This window comes from Ancylomarina salipaludis (assembly GCF_004122035.1).
Lineage (GTDB): Bacteria > Bacteroidota > Bacteroidia > Bacteroidales > Marinifilaceae > Ancylomarina > Ancylomarina salipaludis.
Genome location: NZ_SAXA01000001.1, coordinates 282649 through 303857, shown reverse-complemented (window position 1 = coordinate 303857; position 21209 = coordinate 282649). Strand labels below are relative to the sequence as shown.

Here is a 21209-nt window from a genome sequence, read left to right as displayed (position 1 = left end):
AGTTAAACACAATGATAGAATCGATTGTTTCAATATGATTATATAAGGATTTAGGGTTAAATTCGTATTGAAAATTAATTTTGGGTTAGAAGAAAAAGGCTGGTGGGGACCAGCCTTTTTCGTTTTTTATTGAATTCGTTATTTCTGTTTGTTGCCATCTATTCTTCCGTTTCAGGAGAAATATATTTATAGACTAAACCAGCAAGAATAGCTCCAACAATGGGCGCTAACCAAAACAGCCAAAGCTGATCTATTGCCCAATCACCAACAAAAAAAGCCTGACTTGTACTTCTTGCAGGATTAACCGAAGTATTGGTCACCGGAATGCTGATTAGATGGATGAGGGTTAATCCCAATCCGATTGCCAATCCTGCCAATCCTTTCGGTGCTTTAGAGTGGGTTGCTCCAAGTATAATAATCAGAAACATGAAGGTCATCACAATTTCAGAGACCAGTGCTGCAAGCATGCTGTAACCTCCTGGTGAATGTTCGGCATAACCATTTGCAGCAAAACCTCCCATTTCGAATCCTGGTTTTCCACTGGCAATTAAATAAAGAATGCCTGCTCCTGCTATGCCACCTAATACTTGGGCTGCGATATAAGGTAATAATTCATTTTTGTTAAAACGTCCACCGACAAATAAACCAATCGATACAGCGGGGTTCAGGTGGCAGCCGGAAATATGTCCAATGGCGTAGACCATGGTGAGAACTGTTAGCCCAAAAGCAAGAGCAACACCTAGAAAACCAATTCCTAATTCAGGGTAGGCAGCAGCTAATACAGCACTTCCACACCCTCCTAATACTAACCAAAGTGTTCCGATAAATTCAGCAACTAATTTTTTCATAACTTGTTTTAAATTAGGGTTAATAATTGACTTTAATTTGAAATATTTTTGGTTTCGATATGCTCATTTAGTTTAAAATTCGATCATTAATCCAATAGATGGAAGGATTGATCCTGATTTGTTTTCAATTTGGTAAGTTTTGTATGCAAGCGGGTTGTTTGGATCTTCAATCGGATTTCCCGAAGCATCACGTTCTACACTTAAGTATGGCTCAGTTTTAGCTTGAAAATTATAGATGTTTTGTATATCAAGGTAAGCATTTATCGCCCAGTTTTTTAAAAACCATTTTTTATCGAGTCTAATGTCCAGGCTGTGAGATGTGGGGTTGCGTTTTTTATTTAGACGATCCCAATCAAATTGTCCGGACTGTGCAATGTCCCAGATTTCCTTACGAGCTGATAACTCAACATCATATGGTGTGTAAGGGGCAGGGCCAAGGAGTCTGAATTTCATACCAAACTCCCAGTTGTTATTAAATTTCTTTCCTGCTGTGATATTCAGGATGTGTTTATTGTCCCAGGAAGAAGGGACGTATAAGCCATGTTTGTCTTTAAATTTACTTCTAACCCAGGTGTAGGATAGGATGCCGTAAATCCTATGACTCAACTTTTGTTGCATGAGAATTTCAAGGCCATATGATTTGCCCTTTGATATCGATTTGGCAGCCTCGTTGCCTATCACGCCATAGTCGCCTCCCAGATTGGCTAATGAAATGCTATCAGCTAAAAGAAAGGGGTAGTTTTTGTATTTTTTATAGAAACCCTCAATGCTAATTTTTGAGTACTGTGTCGGATTATAATCTATACCAGCAACCCAATGCTTTGATTGGATGAAGGTAATTTTGTTTTTTTTGTTTATCAGCGTGTTGTTACCGTCTCTGTATCCCATAACTGTATAGGCAGGCAATTGAAAATAGCGTCCTGTATTGAAGTTGACATTGAATTTAGGACTGAGCGAATAGGATGCTGAAAAACGAGGTGATAATTGATCCAAAGGATTGACCATCTCCTTTGAATAATCTGAGAAATCACTTCTTACTCCTAATGAAAGGCTTAACCTGTCATCTATAAATTTACGGCTGACTTGCGTGAAAAGAGCGTATTTCCCGAATGTTAATTCTGAATTGAAATTGATTGTGACAGCTTCTCCATTTTGTTCTTTTTTGCGGAAAGTCGAATTGGTGTATTTCACAAAGTCGCTTGAGACTCCCAGGTTCCATTTCCAGGCACCTTTTCTCTTGGTACTCTCAAATTTAAATTTGTTTTCGATTTCCTGCGATTTGTAATTCAGCAGTAATAAATTTGCTTGTTCAATATTGTCCTTATACTTTATGGCTTCGTTATTCAGGTGGTTGCGACTCACAATAAAACTCTGATAACTATTTTTTGAATAGTGCAGCCATTTTGCCCCCAGAGTATAGTTCCATTGACTATTTACGGGGAGGTTGCCTAAAATGTAAGTGTTTCGGTCTATTTCTTTGGTGTCAGTTAGTCCTTTGTTGACCGATGTATTTAGTTTTAAATCGTCGATGGCACCCAAACCAATTAGTGTGAGTGTGTTTTTAGCGTTCAATTTTATATTGTGCTTGAATTGCATATCGTTGTAGGTTGGTAAAAAGGGCAGTTTTAATGCCTTGAAAAGGAGCTGCAGATAGGAGCGCCGCACCGAAAAAATGAAGCTTGATTTTTCACCAATTGGCCCCTCGAGACTCATACCAAAATCGCTTGAACCTACCGTTAAGTTTCCTGATAATCTTTCGTCATTACCATTACGTTGTTTAAAGTCAAGAACCGAGCTTAACGCATTCCCTTTATTGGACGGAAAAGCTCCAGCATAGAAATCCAGATTTTGAATAAAGTTCAGATTGATCATGCCAACCGGTCCGCCTGATGCACCCTGAGTGGCAAAGTGATTGATATTGGAAACTTCAATACCGTCCAGATAAAAGCGATTTTCGTTTGGACTGCCACCACGCACAATAATATCGTTTCGGAAAGCGAGGGTTGAAGCCACCCCCGGAAGAATCTGAATCACCTTGGAAATATCTCGATTTCCCCCCGGACTTCGGTATATTTCAGTCGAATTGATGCTACGCATACTCAGTGGGCTTTCCTGAGTTTTATTAAAGGGAGTAGCTTTTATTTTCACCTCTTCAAGCTGTTGAATGTTTTTTTGTAATGGAATGTTTATTCTGATTGGTTTTGAAGAGCTTACAGTGACCTCGTAAAGGAAGTAAGTTTCGAATCCGACACTGCTACAAATCAGGTTATAGCTACCAGGAGCCAGATTATCAAGGAGAAAATTACCATTAATATCAGCTGTAGTTCCTTTATTGGTATTCGCAATTGCAATATTGGCAAATGGAACGGCTTCATTGTTGATACTATTGAAAACACGTCCTTTAATATGTCCGGATTGGCCCCAGGCGTTTAGGGCAGAAAGTATAAAAAGGGGAAGTAAAAGGAACTTGTTTAATTTCATATAAAGCTTGTGTTTTGAAAAATATCCAATCTCATGACACTCTAATTTAGTGTTTTATGTTGAGATGATTAGCGGATGTATAAAAAAATCCCAACATTTGAATGCTGGGATCTGATTTTGAGTTATAGATAATTATTTGATGATGGCTTCTTCGATAATTAAATCGTAAGAATATCCGGCACCAAAATCTTTGTTCAAATATACAGTACCTTCAATTGTGATAATATCACCCATATTAGCTTGATTTTGAGTTGTAAATGTCAGGTCAAAGTTGTCTGAGTCACTGGTTCCATCCTGGATATGTATCCAATTCTTTTTCATGATACCATTATTAACTTTTACAACTTTTCCACTAACAATTACTTTTTTACCTGCATATTGCTCCTTATTTTTGAAAAGATCAGCGATGCTGATTCCACCATCAACAGGATTAACATGGATGCCTTCTATTTTTTTATCCACTTTGGGTGGCATTTTTTTAGCAGGCATTTTAGCCGTTGGATGGCTTGTTGGTGGGGTGCTTGTATTGCCTTGTACAAATAATATGGATTCGAATACGCGATCAAGTTCTTTACTCTTAAAATCTTTCATCACAAGTGCATTTTGGTAATACACATCGTCACCAACTTTGGCATCCAGTTTACGAACGGCAATCCAAAAATCCTTATCGTTTTCATTTACAAATAAATAGGTGTAAGAACTTGTTTGTAAGAGTTCTTTGACTTTAACATGATGATAATTAGGTGTAGAATCAGTGGTCTTATCGTTAATACTTTGGTCTGTTTGTTGACCTGTGCTAAACGATTGTACTTTTTTAGCGCTCTCCTGACAAGAACTGATAAATAGGCTGCAAGCAAGCAGTGCAAATATTAATCTCATAGGTTATAAATTTTTAATTTTTGGATTAAGATACATAAAGATATTAATATGCAATATAACAAAAGGCATTTGATAAACAATCAAGTCGGATTATTCAGATCCTTGTATTATAAGGCTTGTTTTTTATTTGATGAATATAGAAAATAACCATCCATTTATTGCAATGGCGTTTTAGATTGACTGAAATATTATTTACCCGTTGGGGTATTCTGATTTAAATTTTGTCCAGTAAGTATTAAGGGTATTCTTCATATCTTTTCGAAGTAAAAGAATACCTAAAAGATTGGGTAAAGCCATTAAAGCAATTGTAATGCCCGATAAGGTCCATATAATAGTGGTATCGGCAAATGAGGCGATAAAGAAACCGATGCAATAAATAATGCGATAGGGGAACACGCCTTTTGCACCAAACAGATAGGTGACTGATCGGCCGCCATAATAGGCCCAAGCAATTGCAGTTGAAAAGGCAAAAAGCAGCAGACCAATAGAAACAATCCAACGTCCCCAGTCTCCCAGATAACTGCGTGTAAAAGCTTCAGCAGTTAAAGGTGCTGAATGAATTAAGGATTCTCCTTTAAAATAAGCCTCACTATTTTCATAGTAAACCCCATTATTAACATTTATGTTTCCTGTGAAAAGTGAATCTTGTGTATTGTACACTAATATATTTTCGGCGATAGAACGCGCATGAATAATAGAAAGTTTATTTTGAATTTTTCCGTTTTCTACCAGTAATTCACCAGTGAAAAGGGGTAACTCTTTTCTGCCATTCAGAAAATTAAAAAGTTTGCTCTGATCGTCTTTATTCGCATCGTCATAAACGTCCGCCATAATACTCATATCAGTGGATTGAAACTGGTTGGAAAATTTTTCATTCCAAACACCGGATGACAGAATAACCAATCCGGTAAGCGAACAAATGATGATGGTATCGATAAAAGGCTCTAAAATAGCAACCATTCCTTCAGAGACGGGTTCTTCAGTACGTGCTGCAGCGTGGGCAATTGGAGCCGATCCCTGTCCGGCTTCGTTACTAAACAGACCACGATTAACACCCCGGTTGAAGGCATAAGCAAATCCTGCACCCAGAAATCCTCCGGTAGCTGCTGTTCCTGTAAAAACACTGGAAAAGATTGATTCAATTGCCGGAATAATGTTTTGATAATTGTAAAAGATTACGGCAATGGCTCCCACAAAATAGATGATTGCCATTGCAGGGACTAATTTTTCAGTCACTTTTGCAATACGTTTGATTCCACCTAAAATAACAATGGCAAGCAGGATTGCAAGTATACCACCACTCAGCATTTTTTCTATTCCGAAGGTTGAATGTAATGAGCTGGAGATGGAATTAATTTGGGGTAGACTTCCTGTTCCAAATGAAGACACAATGGTCATAGCTGCGAAAAAAGCTGCTAGCCAAGGCATTTTTAATTTATTCTTCATATAATACATTGGTCCACCGGAAATAAAGCCTTGTTCGTCCTTTTCGCGATATTTATGGGATAAACTGACCTCTACAAATTTGGTTGTCATACCTACAAGTGCAGTCATTAGCATCCAAAAAAGAGCAGCCGGCCCTCCCAGATAAATGGCGAAGGCAACCCCGGCAATATTACCGGTTCCAACGGTTCCGGAAAGAGCTGTGGTTAGTGCCTGAAAGTGGGAAGTATCACCTGTTTCATCGGCTTTGTCATATTTGCCTCGAACAACCTTTAAGGCATGTCCGAAAAATCGTATTTGGGGAAATTTGAGGTAAATGGTAAAAAAGAGGCCTGTTCCAAGTAATACTAGAGTGAACCATTGGCTGCCTCCAAGGTATTGTTCTATTCCGGCTAGAAATTCGTTGATACTGTGCATAAAAATAGTAGGGTTTTAGGTTAGTTTAGATTTCTTTTTTAAGAAAATCAGTCTAATATAAAGGATAATTTTTAAAAGTTGATTACTAAAGTTAATCTTAGGGTGAATATGCCTTTTTGTTTATTGGAGCTTAGAATGGTTCTGTATAATCATAATCCTGTTAATGAATAGCAAACATAAAAATGGATTGTGTTACATTTGATTCTAAAAAAAGAAAAGAATGAGACTAAATTTAGTTATTGTTTTTTCCCTTCTTATGGGGAATCTTGGAGCTTTTTCACAAGAGTATAAGGTATCACTTTCAGATACCAATAAAGCAATAGCCTTAACTAATAAGGCTATAAAACAAATTAATATTGATATGATTGATGATGCATTTCATCTTTTGGTTGAGGCAGTTTCTGTTGATTCTACGTATCGGAATTCATATTTACAGTTATATACCGTTGCCATGCATTCCCCACATCAGCGTAACCAATTAATTACTATTGCTAACGTGGAAATTTTAGGTTTTTTATAGAATTTATTGGCATTGAGATTGCCGTATTATCTATTAATAAAGGGATGCAAGATAAAAGCAACAAAATTTGACGTTAGTCAGAATGATTCTTTAAGAGTTGATACGGCAATTTTTATTTTGCAAAAATCAAAGATGATATTCCAGCAGGATGATGAAATCTGTTATTATCTAGGGGAATTATACAATTTGAAAGGAGAAGTGAAAAGAGCTATGGCAGAGTATAGTATGGCAATTGCCTTTAGTAAAATCAATGGAGAGGATTTTCATTTGGTACATCGTTATTATTTTAATAGAGCTAATATCTGTCTGGGAAAGAATATGATTGGGACAGCAGTTTTAGATTATACCTACGCACTAAATTTAAAACCGGATTATGGTGCCGCATATGCAAATAGAGGCATTTGCTTTTACAAGATGGGAGAGACAGAATCTGCATGCAAAGATTGGAAACAGGCAGTTATATTGGGAATAAGTCAGGCGGAAGAATACGTAACGAAAAATTGTAATACAGAAACATCTAAACTAAATTAAGAATAGCCTATTTGTGTTATTCCTTTCTTTTTGCCTCTTCAAGCTCTTTTGTTAATTTTGCAGAAGAAATAACTAAGAATGTAAAGAAGCACGTGATATATCCTGATAATTTTGAAACTAAAATCCGATTCGATAAAGTTCGAGAACTGTTAAAGAAACAATGTTTAAGTGCCCTTGGGCGCGACTTGGTAGACGAACTTAAGTTTTCGGAATCTTTTAAACGTGTGTCTCGCCGTGTAAATGAAACCAATGAGTTTAAAACGATTTGTCTTGAAGAGGAGAATTTTCCTTTAGGGCATTTTATTGATGTACGTTCCAGTTTAGAGAAAATAAGAATTGAAGGGACTTATTTGGAGTTGGAGGAATTGTTTAATTTGAAACGTTCTTTGGAGTCCATCTCGGCTATTCTACGATTTTTTAAGAACAAGGAAGAAGGAAGCTATCCTCATTTGATGAAACTGACGGGGAATGTGAAAATGTATCCCTATATTTTTGAAAGGATAAATGCGATATTGACAAAACACGGGCGGATGAAGGACAATGCTTCGCCTGAATTATTGCAAATTCGCAGCAGTCTGACTCAGAAACAGGCTACAATTTCAAGACGCATGCAAGCTCTGTTGCGTGCTGCTCAAAAAGACGGATGGGTTGATCAGGATGTGTCGCTTTCTGTACGTGACGGACGTACGGTTATTCCGGTCGCATCAGCTTATAAACGTAAAATCAAAGGTATTGTTCATGATGAATCGGCAACGGGTAAAACTTCGTATATAGAGCCAGCAGAGATTGTTGAGACCAATAATGAGATTCGGGAATTGGAATATGCTGAGCGTCGAGAAATGATTAAGGTGCTTCGTGAATTTACGGAGCAAGTCCGCCCTTATATTGACGATCTGTTTCTGGCTTATGCTTTTTTGGCACAAATTGATTTTATTCGTGCAAAAGCCAAGTTTGCACTTCAGGTGAATGGTCTTCTTCCACAAATGAGGGAAACGCCGACAGTTCTTTGGGAAAATGCTGTTCATCCATTGTTGTATTTGACTTTGCAAGCAGAAGGCCGAAAGGTAGTTCCGTTGAATATTGAAATTAATGATAAGCAACGTATCGTGCTGATATCAGGACCTAATGCCGGTGGTAAATCGGTTTGTTTACAAACTATGGGCTTGTTGCAATATATGTTTCAATGTGGCTTATTGGTGCCAATGGGTGAGAAATCCAAGATGGGAATTTTTGATAATATTTTCATTGATATTGGTGATGAACAGTCTATGGAGAACGATTTGAGTACTTACAGTTCCCATTTGATGAATATGAAGCACTTCCTAAAGTATTCGAATGCTGAAACATTAATAATGATTGATGAGTTTGGAACAGGAACTGAACCAGCCCTGGGAGGTGCCATTGCTGAATCGATTCTTGACAAGCTCAACAGGAAACAGGTGAGAGGTGTGATTACAACTCACTATACAGGCTTGAAACACTATGCTTCGGAAGCAGAAGGGGTAGAGAATGGAGCAATGCTTTATGATTCTCATAAAATGCAGCCATTATTTCAGTTGCATGTAGGTAAACCAGGTTCTTCTTTTGCATTCGAAATTGCACGAAAAATCGGTTTGCCGGAAGAAATTCTTAAATCGGCTACAGATAAGATTGGAGGAGATCACATCAATTTTGATAAACACTTACGTGATATTGTTCGTGATAAACGTTATTGGGAAACTAAGCGTGAGAAAATACGTGTAAATGAAAAAAAGCTAGCTCAGTTGGTTGAAAGTTACGAACATGATTTGAAAGAAACGTCTAGTTTGAGAAAGGAAATTATTTCCAAAGCTCAGGAAGAGGCCAGGCAGCTCTTAAATCAGGCCAATAAATCTATAGAAAAAACCATACGCGAGATTAAGGAGAGTAAGGCAGAGAAAGAAAAAACCCGCTTGGTTAGAAAAGCTTTTGAAGAGCAAAAAGAAGCTTTGACCCAATCCGATTTACAGGAAGAGGAGCGTATAAATAAGAAAATTCAAAAACTGAAAGATCGGGAGAATAAGGCTAAGAAATTTAGAGGTGAGACAAGTCCTCAGGAGAGTCGTTCTGAAAAAGTAGTCCCTCAAAAAAAGAAGCAATTCGATCCATCTGTTATTGAAAAGGGAGATAGTGTAAAACTTGATTCTCAACGCACAATTGGCGAAGTGATTGAGGTAAATGATAAGACTGCAGTGGTTGCCTTTGGCTCATTATTAACATCAGTAAGCTTGAATCGTTTAACCAAGCTTAGTAAGACTCAGGCAAAAAAGGAAAATACCACATACAATCAGACTTCAGCATTGGTGCAGGAACGTATTTCGAAGCGTAAATTAAGTTTCAGAAGGGATATTGATGTGCGAGGTATGCGAGCAGAAGAAGCCCTTCAAATTGTGATGGACCACCTTGATGAGGCCATAATGCTTGATATTAGTGAATTTAGAATTTTACATGGAACAGGGCATGGTATTCTAAGAAAGCTAATACGTGACTATCTGAAAACGGTACAGTTGGTTCGATCTTGTACGGATGAGAAAATCCAAATGGGAGGTTCAGGTATTACTGTTGTTCATTTGGAATAGAGGGTGTTGATCTGAGTGAAAATAGAATCTTATCATCTATAAATATATAAGGCTTGCTAATCGATATTAGCAAGCCTTATATATTTAAGAGATTTTGTTTTTATCTATATAAACATGGATACCAGAACATAAAGGTAATGAGCAAAACAACCAGCTATAATTCCACCAACAGTGTGTGAAAGAAGGGCTTTTGAAGTCAGTTCACGATAGTTTAAAGTATCAAGCATGGCAGTGTGTGTGCTTAAATAGCCACTCCAACACATACCCATTGCAGTAAATACTGCGATTACATTACCATCAATAATTCCTTTTGCGATAAATGCTTTAACCAGAGATAAGGCAGCACCTACAGCACCCAATGAGGTTACAGGGAAGGCAATCAATTCAGGATTTTTGAACCCAAATAAACCTTCGAATAACCACCAAATATGACCGGCAAGATCCGGCAATAAAGTTACCCCTTCGTAAGCTAAGCCCTGGTATCCAATTGCAGGGTCTTTAGGTCCAAATGTTAGCATCATTACCATGGTTGAGATAATCAATACCCCTGGAATAATAGCTAAACCTAAGTCAACACCAGATTTTCCCCCATCCAAAATTGAGTTAAGGAAACGGATAAAAAGACCTCCTTCTGATTTGAAAGAAATTTTCTCAGACGCACCTTCGAAATCCTGATCTATACGAGGTTTAATAACACCTTTGATTAAATGTTGCATCAAACGTGTTGAAACTATAGCACCTACCAAAGCTCCAACCAAACCAATTAAAGCAGGGAAAAATAAGTTTGACTCATTTCCTGGAATTTTAAGAGTGGACATAAAGGTGATTACGATAAGGCCCATCCCAAATGCTGTTCCAAAGTTGGTTAATGAAACCAATTGGTAGTTCTTAAAATATTTGCTGAAGTTCTTGTCGTTGGCCAAACTGATAATAGCAGGATTGTCAGAAAGAAAAGTTAAGACTCCGGCTAATGCACCTACACCTGGAAGGTTGAAAAGAGGTTTCATTAAGGGAGCCAGGATTTTTTCCAATAAGCGTACAACACCAAATTCGATAAGTAATTTACCCAGCGCTCCGGATAAAACAGTAATACCCATAATGTAGAATACGGTGTTCATAAGAAGATCCCAGGCTGTATTCATAATGGTATTGAGCATGTTTGATACTCCCATTGAGTGACCTACATACCCGAAAATTCCAAAGAATGTGATAAGGAACATCACGGCCTCATATCTTCTTTGTTTAAGGAAATTAGTCTCTTTAATCGACTTAATTGCGTTCATTCTGTGTTGTTAGATTAAGGTTGTTAAATTTCGGGGCAAAAATAATTTTTTACTTTAGTATCACTAGCCTTTTTATTATGACATTTATCATGTTTTTGTGAATTGTATATGTTTTAAAGTATATACACAGACAACCGATTGCATGGTGTAATAATGGATAATAATACAGAGCGAGAAAATTGTGAAATAAACACTGAAATGTAAGGTGGGAAATTTACTTTTGACCAAGTGTTGGACTTTGTTGATAACTAAACGCAGAAATACTAGTATACTTTTAGGCATGACATTACTTTTGCTATCTCAAAATAGATTTTTGTTTTTTCAGATTCGTCTTTGACGATTACACGTATCCACCTAAACTTTTTGTCGATAAATGAAATTGGCTAACCGCATATTAAAAAAATACTTTGGATACGATAAATTTCGACCTTTACAGGGTGAGGTTATTCAATCGATTCTAAATGGGAATGATACTGTAGTTATCATGCCTACGGGGGGTGGAAAATCGTTGTGCTATCAAATTCCGGCTCTTATGATGGAAGGTGTGGCCATTGTGGTTTCCCCATTGATTGCTTTAATGAAGGATCAGGTTGAAGGCTTGCAAGCCAATGGTGTGCAAGCTGGTTTCCTGAATAGCTCTCAGTCTGCTCAAGTGCAAAATGAGATCATCGAAGATGTTCACGAGGGGAAAATAAAATTGTTGTATGTTTCACCCGAGAAGTTGGTGAGTCAGGATTTTTATTATCTGTTATTGCAATTGAAGGTTAATTTATTTGCGGTAGATGAGGCGCACTGTATTTCGGTGTGGGGGCACGATTTTCGTCCGGAATATTCTAAAATGGCCTATCTGAAAAAGCATTTCCCATTGGTCCCGGTTGTTGCACTGACGGCAACGGCTGATAGCCTGACTCAAAAAGATATTATCCGACAATTGGGCTTGGATGCCCCGAAACTTTTTCTTTCGTCTTTCGATCGTCCTAATTTGAGTTTGAAAGTGGCTCCGGGAAAGGATAAATTTAAAAGTATCCTGGGATTTCTTCGTCAGCGCCCTCATCAATCCGGTATTATCTATTGTTTGAGTCGAAAGGCTTGTGAAGGTTTGTCTGAAAAATTGAGAAATTCGGGTGTTAATGCGAGTTATTATCATGCAGGTTTATCACCTGATGACAGAGCTAAGCGTCAGGAAGATTTTATTAATGACACAGTGCCTATAGTTTGTGCAACCATTGCTTTTGGAATGGGGATTGATAAGTCAAATGTTCGTTGGGTGATTCATTATAATTTGCCACGAAATATTGAGTCTTATTATCAGGAAATTGGTCGTGCCGGACGTGATGGCTTGAAGGCTGATACGCTTTTGTTTTATAGTTTCTCTGATGTCATTGTTCATCGTAAATTTATCGAAGAATCGGCTTTGAAAGAGGTTTCACATGCTAAGCTTGAACGTATTCAGCAGTTTTGTGATGCTCAGATTTGCCGTAGAAAGATTCTATTAAGCTACTTTGGTGAACATTTGGAAGAGGATTGTGGCAATTGTGATGTGTGTAAAGATCCTCCTCAACAATTTGATGGAACTTTGATTGCACAAAAAGCGCTTTCTGCGGTTTTTCGTTTAAAAGAGCAAGTGGCTGCAGGAACCGTAATTGATGTTCTTAGAGGCTCATCAAGGCAGGAAATTCTTTCGAGAGGCTACAATAAGATAAAAACTTATGGTGCAGGTAAGGATGTGCCGCATCAGGATTGGCAACAATATATGCTTCAATTGTTGAATTTAGGTTATATTTCAGTAGCCTATGATGAAGGCAATGCGCTTAAATTGACAGAGCAGAGTAAGGAAGTCTTGTTTAGTGGGAGAAAGGTTAATTTGGTGCATTTGGCAACAATGAAAGCTGAAGCTCAAAAAGCTCCTGTGATTGCCAAACCTGCGAAACAGATATACAGGGAAGACTTGTTTGAGTCTCTGCGCAAATTGCGTTTGAAAATTTCACGATCATCCCGTATTGCACCATATTTGGTATTCTCTGATGCGACTTTAAACGAGATGGTTGAAGAAAAGCCGACGAGTGAGTTTGCAATGAAAATGATTTCGGGCGTTGGTGAGCGTAAATACCAACTTTATGGAGAGTTGTTTATTAACGAAATACTGGAATTTGAACAGAAGAAGAACCAGGAAGCCAAAAAGAGCAGTCAATCCTTTTATGAAACTTATGAGTATTATAAACAAGGGTATTCAGTTGATGAAATTGCACAAATTCGTCGCATCAACCCGGTAACCATTTATTCTCACTTGGCTTCATTGTACGAAAAAGGTGCCGATATCGATATTTTATCTTTCTTACATACCAGTGAATTGGAGCGTATCGAGAGTGCTGTTCGGCAATTGGGGCATTTAAATACAAAAGCTTTATATCTTCATATGAATGAGGGAATAGCCTATTACAAAATTAGATTGGCTACTTCATATTTAAAGATGTTTGCTGAGGCGTAAATGTATCGATATTTATGTGTTTTGATTTGCTGTTATTATAAATCATAAAATAATTCGGAAAAATACATTTGTTCAGAACTCTTTTTTTTATATTTCGATACAAAAAAAACAGGACTATGATAAAAGCCATAATTGTTGACGATGAGATGAAGAGCCAATCTTCTCTATTTAAATTATTAGAAAGATTTTGCCCGGAAGTTGAGGTTGTTGGCTTTGCTTGTAATGTACAAACAGCTGTTGAACTTATTAATCAAGAAAATCCGGAACTTGTTTTCCTGGATATTTCCATGCCTGATGGTGATGGCTTCGAGGTGTTGGAGAAGGTAAACTCCCGTAATTTTGAAGTGATTTTTACAACCGCTTATAATGAATATGCCTTGAAAGCTATAAGGTTCTCTGCTTTGCATTATTTATTGAAACCGATTAATTATTCTGAATTAAAGGATGCTGTTTTACGATTTCAAAATTCAAAAAGGGATATTAATTTGGATGAGAAATTCCAGGTTTTGTATGACTCCTTGAAAAATGAGTATAAAAAAATTATTTTGCCGACGGCTAATGGTCTTCGAATGGTCGAGCTCAATGATATTGTCCGATGTGAAGCGAATGGGAGCTATACTGATTTTTTTCTCGAAGAGAAAGAGGATTTAATGGTATCAAAAGCTTTATCAAATTTTATGGACATTCTTCCTGAACATTTGTTTTGCAGGGTGCACAGTAAACATCTGGTGAATTTGAATTTTGTCGATCAATATATAAAAGGTCGGGGAGGTCGGATTATCCTTAAAGATGGGAAGGAAATTGAAGTTTCGGAAGGTAAGAAAAAGGAATTCTTAGACCGATTGAAACAACTGGCTCATTCATTACCAGATAAAAAATAGATCAATTTATTTTTGAAATCTCTTCCTTAAATTCATGGCATTTACATATAATCCATTCCTTTATTTAACAGTTGTAGTTCAGATAGGTTAAACAATATGTTTGTGTCTGAATGAATTGGTTTTTATAGTCTTATATGGATGTTAGACCAATGTTATTCTTTTTTGAATATTCCCCAATACGCGATCGGAAACTCATATGACGTAGTTATAAAATCAAAACCCCAAGTCATTAATTTTAGATTGTTTTAAGCATAGAGGAAGTATACTTTTATCTTCCGAAAACCAATAACGTTGAGCTATGTTAGAACATCTAAAGAAAGAAATCCTAAAAAAGTTTGGTCAAGAGCTTGCTTATAATAAGGACTGTGAAGCTTTAGCTGAAATTGTTTGTGACGCTACAGGCGGACGAATTAGTGCGACAACTATACGCCGACTTTTTGGTTTATTAAAATCGCCTTCAGCACCTTCAAAATTTACTTTAGACTTACTGGCAAACTATGTTAGTTACAAGTCGTGGAATGATTTTCAATCGAATTATATTCCTGAAGAAAAGGGGGAAGGTAATATTCCAACCACTTGGGAAGCCTTTCAGAAACGCGCTTTTGAATTGAGTAGTGATGCTTATAATTTAATAAAAGGCCAATCAGGTATTCCCTTCAAATCTGTAGCAACAAGAAAGATTGGTGAAGACCGAATTCATAATTTCCTTCAGTCAGATAAAATGGCATTGAGCTTTGTTGCACCTGGCGGAGCTGGAAAATCAACAATGCTTGCTAAATGGTATGAAAGAGTGAGTCAGGATTCTCAAAATAAGGATGTGATCTTATTTTTTAATGCGACTTTCATGATCAATTGTTTAAATAGCGATTTTATGCTTGAGCGTTGGTTAGAAGAGCAATTGAATTCTACATCGAAAACATACCTGAAGCACTTTTTGGATAAGCCCAAAACTTGCGAAGGAAAAATTATTTTAATACTGGATGCCTTAGATGAGGTTAGTTATGACAATACAAAATTGGAGCGATTGTTTTTACAGTTGAACCAGTTTGTAGCCAATCGTAAGGATTCAAAAAACATGAAGTTGATCTTAACCTCAAGAACTTCAACCTGGGAAAAATTTGTACTCCCATTTATACAGCGTGAAAATAGCCTGTATGATGCCTGGTATGAAATTGATTTAGATCTTGATCAGGAAGATAAAAGAAACTTTCCACCCCTAAATGGTTTTGAAATTCAGCATGTTTTTGATGAGACGATCAATCAGCAGTTTTTCTATGAATTGAAGGTTGAAAATCTTGATTACTATCAGCGAAATACGATATCAAATCCCTTTTTCTTAGAACTGTTTATTAAAACATATTCTCCCAATAAAAAGAGTGATATTAACGACGGATATAAGCTTATTAATGAATTTTTAAAGAACAAGATTTATTATTCACGCTATTCTGAGGAAAAAATTGATATTCTAAAAGCAATTTTAAAGATTCTGAAGTATGGTAAAGATTCACATTCCGTAAAAAAAATGGAATTGAAATCAATCTTACCTATTCATCTTAAAACAGCGGGTAATTATTACTATGCTTACGAAGAGATGTTGAGCTATGGTTTAATATCAGAGTATGTTTCGGTTAATGAATACAATGGTTATTGCAAATTTGTAAAGATATACAATGAGCAACTTTTTGAAGTTTTATTGGTTAAAGAACTGATTGAGAACAATGGGGGTATTAGCTTTGATCTGTTTAAACAAATTGAAGAGGAGTATCAGGAATTTGAACTAAAAGATAGATTAATTGCACAACTGTTTAGCATTGCAGTCGAATCTGATAATTATGAATCTTTGTCTCGTTTTTTTGAATTAAATGAAGGGACTTTAACCAGCAGTGCAGTTACCGACATTTTGACCACTGTAATCACAAACATGGATGACAGTAAAATTGATTTAATTAAAACATATGCATCCGGAACGCGTTCTGTTGAGTTTATGCTTGCGCTTTCGGGTAATTTGAATCGTTTGTGTGGTGATTTTTCTAAAGTTGTTGAAATTATATCAGAGACCAACGCCGATGAGTCTGTTAGAATTAAATCTTTAAGCTTGTTATTGATGACATCTTTAATGTCATTGGAACAAGAATTATCAGATAAGTATTATAATTTATTAGTTGAAACAAAACCCAATTCAGGTTGTTCAGCTTATTCAATTGCTTTGCGTTTTACCAGCATATTATTCTACAATCACATCTCGGGTAAGAGCAACGATATTGAATTATTAAAAGTGTTTTATTACCGTCAGATGGCCTATTGTCAGGTTGGGGATAGATACGAGAGTTGGAGTGGTGAATTTGAGGTGTTGGTTTGCAATGCTTTATTCTACATGCAATCGTATCATAAAGTTATTCAATTGATTGATGATGCTGAATTGTTTTACGATCAGTTACCAATAAAGGCTCATTTCTCGAATCATAAATTATTAAGAGCCTATAAATTGGTAGCTCAGAGTAAACTGGGAATGAAATTGTCTGCCAGTCAGGTACAAGAATTAGAGTTTTGCAATGATAGCTTAATTAGTTCAAAGGCTTACCCTGTTCAGATTTTCTTCAAAAGTTTTTTAGCCGGAATTTATTTCGAAGATGGGAATAGAGACTTTCAGGAAAGACATTCGAACAGAGCATTTGCAATAAGTGAATTCGCACGATATGATTTCTGTAAGGTTAGCTTATTGACCAAAATGGCTAAGTATTATAATGCTTGGGGCGAAACGACTAAAGAAAATTTATGTTTGAAAGAACGCGATCAGATTTTGCAAGCAAAAAAAGCAGAATCTCTTGTAAAAATCCTGAATGATTAATAACGATATAAGATAATATTTAAATCAGGGACTAATTAATTGTTTGAATAAATCCTGAGATTCCATATTGAATCTCAGGATTTTTTTATCTGGTTGGCGAAATTATGATGTATTGAATTCAGAATACATACTTTTATCTTGAAATAGACGTTGATTATTACAGTTTCGTATCAAAGTCTCTATTCGAATTTTGGACGCTCTATAAATACTAGCTATATTTCTTTACTTTTGTTTCTAAACTACGGTTTCAAAGAAATATCGCAATAATATCAGATTCAATTAATGAGGACTATTATTTTAAAATATAAGCATATTGCTTTTCTGATTGTCATACTCAGTTTTTTTTCAATTTCTGGATTTACCCAGGAAAAATGTACTGTAAAAGGTAATGTAACTGTTAATGAAGGAGATCTTAGTAATGTAAAAGTGACTTTATATAAAGATTCTCAACAGGTGGGAGTGAGAGATATTTCGAAAAATGGTAAGTTCTCATATGAATTGGATTTTGGATATGATTATATTTTTGAGTTCTCAAAAACTGATTTTGTAACAAAGCGAGTGAGTGTTTCAACATATGTACCTCAGGAGGTTTTGGAAAGAGATAGTCGTTTTCCTCCCTGTAAGTTTTCAATAGAATTGTTTCGTTTTTTTCCAGGCATCGATTTATCTGTTTTTGATCAGCCCATAGGTATGATCATGTACAATAGAGAAACAGATTTGATAGAAACGGATTTATCGTTTCAGACAGAGATTGAAGCAGAGCTTAAACGCATTGAGAAAGAAACCAGATTGAAGCAGGAAGCTTATATGGCTGAGTTGGCACGTGTAAATACGGCATTCAACTTGGCCATTAAAAATGCGGATAGTGAATTTCAAAAGAAAAATTATATTGAATCTAAATCGCTTTATACTGAAGCAAGTCAATTAAAGCCCAATGAAGAATACCCGAAAACTCAGATTTTAAAAATTGACGATATTCTTTTGAAACAAAAAGGGCAGCTTGAGGCACAGCGCCTTGTTGATGAGAAATATAAGGCTTTGATTGATCTCGCAGATAAGTTTTTTGCAGAGAATAATTATGAACAAGCTAAAATAAATTATCAATCGGCTCTAGAAGTTAAGAAGGTAGAAGCATATCCTCAGGAGCAATTAGCTAAGATAAAAGCTCTTGAATTAGAACAGAAACAAAATGCTGAAAATGAAGCAAGGCGATTGGCTGCAGAGAAAGTTCTAAATGAACAATATGCAAAACTTATAGAATCGGCAGACGAAGCCTTTGATTTGAAACAATATGAGACTGCAAAATCGCATTATACAGCCGCTCTTAAATTAAAATCAGATGAAGTTTATCCACAAAATCAGATTCAGGAGATTGATAATAAACTAGATTATCTGAAACAAATGAAAGCCGCAAATGAAAAACTGATGGCTGAGAAAAAGGCATTAAGGGCTGAGTATGATAGAATCATTAAGTTGGCTGATAGTCAGTTTAAAAAGAAAGATTACAACGAGGCTTTGGGTTCTTATACTAAGGCTCTTGAATTGAATGTTGAAGAAGCTTATCCTCAATCACAGATCCAAAAAATTAATGAGGCGATTGCTCAGGAAAAAGAACTGGCTGCAAACTTGCTACAACAAAAAGAATTAGATGAAAAATATGCGAAATTTATTGATCTAGGTGATACACAGTTGAAAGAGGGCGAATATGTTTTAGCAAAAACAAATTATACGCAGGCATTGGTGTTAAAACCCAATGAGACTCATCCAAAAGCGCAGTTGGTAAAGATTGAGAGTTTGATGGCGCATCAGGCAAAAATTTTGGCAGAGAAAAATGCTCGTGAAAAAAGATATGCAGATCTGATTGCCTTAGCCGATTCTCAAATGAATTCAGGAGATTTTGATAAGGCCCTTGGGAATTATGAGCAGGCCTTAGGTTTTAAACCTAAAGCTGAATATTTAAAGGAACAAGTGATAAAAGCTAAGCAAGCTCAGATAGATAAAAAACACGAAGAGGAAGAAAAGCAAAAACAAGAACGCGAACTAAAATTATTATCTCAAAAGTATAATGATCTGATTGCAAAAGGGGATAAAAATTTGGTTGCGAAAAAGTATTTTGATTCACGTGATAATTTCAGAAACGCTTTGGAGATAAAACCCAACGAAAAATATCCGAAAGAGCAACTTAACAAGATTGAAGAACTGCTGGCTAAGGAGCTGCATCAGGAAACAGCCCGGAAAGAATTTGAGGCTAAATATGAGGTGCTTATAACGACTGGAGATTCACAATTACAAGCTAAAGACTATGTGTCAGCCCGGAAAAGTTATAAGAGTGCTTCTGTAATGAAACCTGAAGAATCGTACCCAATATTGCAATTGAAAAAAATGGAAGGTTTAATTGCTGAAGCCAGTCGAATTAAGGCTGAAGAGAAAATGCTTGATGAGAAATATGGTGCATTCATTAATCAGGCTGATCAGAAATTTAAAGCTAAGGATTATGAAAAGGCAATTTTAGATTACCAGTCAGCTATAGATTTAAAGCCTAATGAGAATTATCCTAAAGAACAAATTGCAAGTGCAAAATTAGCTTTGGACGAAATGTCCCGTTTGGCCGATAAAAAGCTCAAAGAGGAAAATCAAAAGAAAGTACTCGAAGAGAACTATTTAAAGGCAATTTCTCTGGCTGATGATGCTTTGAATAAGGATGATTTTAAGCAGGCAACAACGAATTACAAACAAGCATTAGAATATAAGAGTGGGGATCAGTATGCCACAGCTCAACTGTTAAAAATACAGACTTTAATTGCTGAAAAAGAAAGTCAAGCTAAAGCAGATGAATTGTTATCCAAGAAGAAAGCTATTTTGGAGAAAAAATTTCGCTCCTTCATCAGTGAAGGGGATAAATTCTTTAGGAACGAAAAGTATTCAGATGCTTTAGGAAAGTATGAAGCTGCGATTCAAATTTATAGGAATGATGAGTACACATTGAAACAGATTACTCTTGTTAATGAAAAATTAGCTGAAGAGAAAGTAGCAGCGAAGGAGCAATTGGAGCTTTCAAAACAATATGAGACTATCCTAAGCAGAGCTGATAAATTATTTGCAGACAAGGATTTGAAATCTGCAAAAGAGGCCTATTTATCAGCACTTAAGTTGAAATCGAGAGAAGTTTATCCAAAAAATCAGATTGCAATAATTGATGCATCATTGGCTAAGCAGATAAAATTGGATCGAAAAAACAGTCAAATTGAAAAAGAATTTAAGGAGACACTGGCAATTGCTGATTCTCACTTTAAAAAGGAATTATACAGTTTAGCCAGACATCATTATAAATTGGCACAGAAAATAAAACCTGACGATGCTTACATAAAATCTCAGCTTGAAGAGATTGAGATGAGATTAAAAGCTAGCATGCAATCAGATGAAGATAAACTGTTTGTTGAAAATTCAAATGCATTTGGAGATAACCTATTGAAGAAAAAGGAGCAGGATTATAAAGCTTTTGTTGATAAGGGGGATGAAGCAATAAAAGGCAAATACTTGGGGAAAGCAAAGGCTTATTATAAAAAGGCCCTTGATATTTTTGAACGTGATTATCCGAAAGAGAAGCTTGTTGAAATTGAAAAATTGAAATCGGCTTTCAGATCTGAAAAAGAGCGTGAAGAATTTGAGCGATTGCTAAAATCAGGGGATGACGAATTTGCTAAAAAGAATTTTTCTGTAGCTCGCCACTATTATCATAAGGCGATGCCTATAGCAACAGATAAAAGTCTTATCGATGATAAATTGGAAGAAATTGAACAGGCAATTGAGATACAAAAGCAGGAAGCGATTGATGAAGAATTCAATCTGTTAACGAAAAAAGGGAATGCTGCTTTTAAAGATGGCAATTTGTCTATTGCTCGATTCTATTATCAAAAGGCTTTAGAAATTAAGCCTATGGATAAAGAATTAAAGGAGAATTTGGAGACTATTAAAAAGACATTGAAGTAAAAT

Annotated in this window: 12 protein-coding genes; 7 read left to right on the top strand and 5 right to left on the bottom strand. The window is 36.1% G+C overall.

Features of this window, described 5'->3' with window-relative positions:
* Positions 1–158 precede the first annotated feature (158 nt).
* From aqpZ to EO244_RS01280, 4 genes are all read right to left on the bottom strand, one after another.
* Entirely contained in the window at positions 159–848 is a 690-nt protein-coding gene (gene aqpZ, locus EO244_RS01295) for an aquaporin Z (protein WP_129252170.1), read from the bottom strand.
* Positions 849–920: 72 nt separating this feature from the next.
* On the bottom strand, positions 921–3329 hold the full coding sequence (locus EO244_RS01290; protein ID WP_129252168.1) for a TonB-dependent receptor: 2409 nt from the start codon (positions 3327–3329) through the stop codon (positions 921–923).
* A 132-nt stretch (positions 3330–3461) separates the two neighbouring features.
* On the bottom strand, positions 3462–4208 hold the full coding sequence (locus EO244_RS01285; RefSeq protein ID WP_129252166.1) for a GW dipeptide domain-containing protein: 747 nt from the start codon (positions 4206–4208) through the stop codon (positions 3462–3464).
* Positions 4209–4400: 192 nt separating this feature from the next.
* Positions 4401–6068, bottom strand: a complete 1668-nt coding sequence (locus EO244_RS01280) for an alanine/glycine:cation symporter family protein (RefSeq protein ID WP_129252164.1) — start codon at positions 6066–6068, stop codon at positions 4401–4403.
* Positions 6069–6288: 220 nt separating this feature from the next.
* Between EO244_RS01280 and EO244_RS01275 the strand changes: the two genes are divergently transcribed.
* From EO244_RS01275 to EO244_RS01265, 3 genes are all read left to right on the top strand, one after another.
* Positions 6289–6588: a hypothetical protein gene (locus EO244_RS01275; protein ID WP_129252163.1), complete on the top strand. Its 300-nt coding sequence runs from the start codon at positions 6289–6291 to the stop codon at positions 6586–6588.
* A 132-nt stretch (positions 6589–6720) separates the two neighbouring features.
* On the top strand, positions 6721–7119 hold the full coding sequence (locus EO244_RS01270) for a tetratricopeptide repeat protein (RefSeq protein WP_129252161.1): 399 nt from the start codon (positions 6721–6723) through the stop codon (positions 7117–7119).
* A gap of 11 nt (positions 7120–7130) precedes the next feature.
* Positions 7131–9716 carry an endonuclease MutS2 gene (locus tag EO244_RS01265; RefSeq protein ID WP_241687922.1) on the top strand — a complete coding sequence of 862 codons (2586 nt, stop codon included), beginning with the start codon at positions 7131–7133 and terminating at the stop codon, positions 9714–9716.
* Positions 9717–9820: 104 nt separating this feature from the next.
* On the opposite strand, the gene EO244_RS01260 is transcribed toward EO244_RS01265, so the two are convergent.
* The gene (locus EO244_RS01260; protein WP_129252159.1) at positions 9821–10999 is read right to left on the bottom strand and encodes a CD0519/CD1768 family membrane protein; all 1179 of its coding nucleotides are present in this window, start codon (positions 10997–10999) and stop codon (positions 9821–9823) included.
* A 373-nt stretch (positions 11000–11372) separates the two neighbouring features.
* Between EO244_RS01260 and recQ the strand changes: the two genes are divergently transcribed.
* The 4 genes from recQ (at position 11373) to EO244_RS01240 (ending at position 21206) form a co-directional block, all read left to right on the top strand.
* Entirely contained in the window at positions 11373–13487 is a 2115-nt protein-coding gene (gene recQ, locus EO244_RS01255) for a DNA helicase RecQ (RefSeq protein ID WP_129252157.1), read from the top strand.
* A 116-nt stretch (positions 13488–13603) separates the two neighbouring features.
* A complete protein-coding gene (locus EO244_RS01250) occupies positions 13604–14368 on the top strand; it encodes a LytR/AlgR family response regulator transcription factor (RefSeq protein ID WP_129252155.1) in 765 nt (254 codons plus the stop codon).
* Positions 14369–14666: 298 nt separating this feature from the next.
* Positions 14667–17216, top strand: coding sequence for an NACHT domain-containing protein (locus EO244_RS01245; RefSeq protein WP_129252153.1), 2550 nt, complete (start codon positions 14667–14669; stop codon positions 17214–17216).
* A gap of 282 nt (positions 17217–17498) precedes the next feature.
* A complete protein-coding gene (locus EO244_RS01240) occupies positions 17499–21206 on the top strand; it encodes a tetratricopeptide repeat protein (RefSeq protein ID WP_129252151.1) in 3708 nt (1235 codons plus the stop codon).
* Positions 21207–21209: the final 3 nt, after the last annotated feature.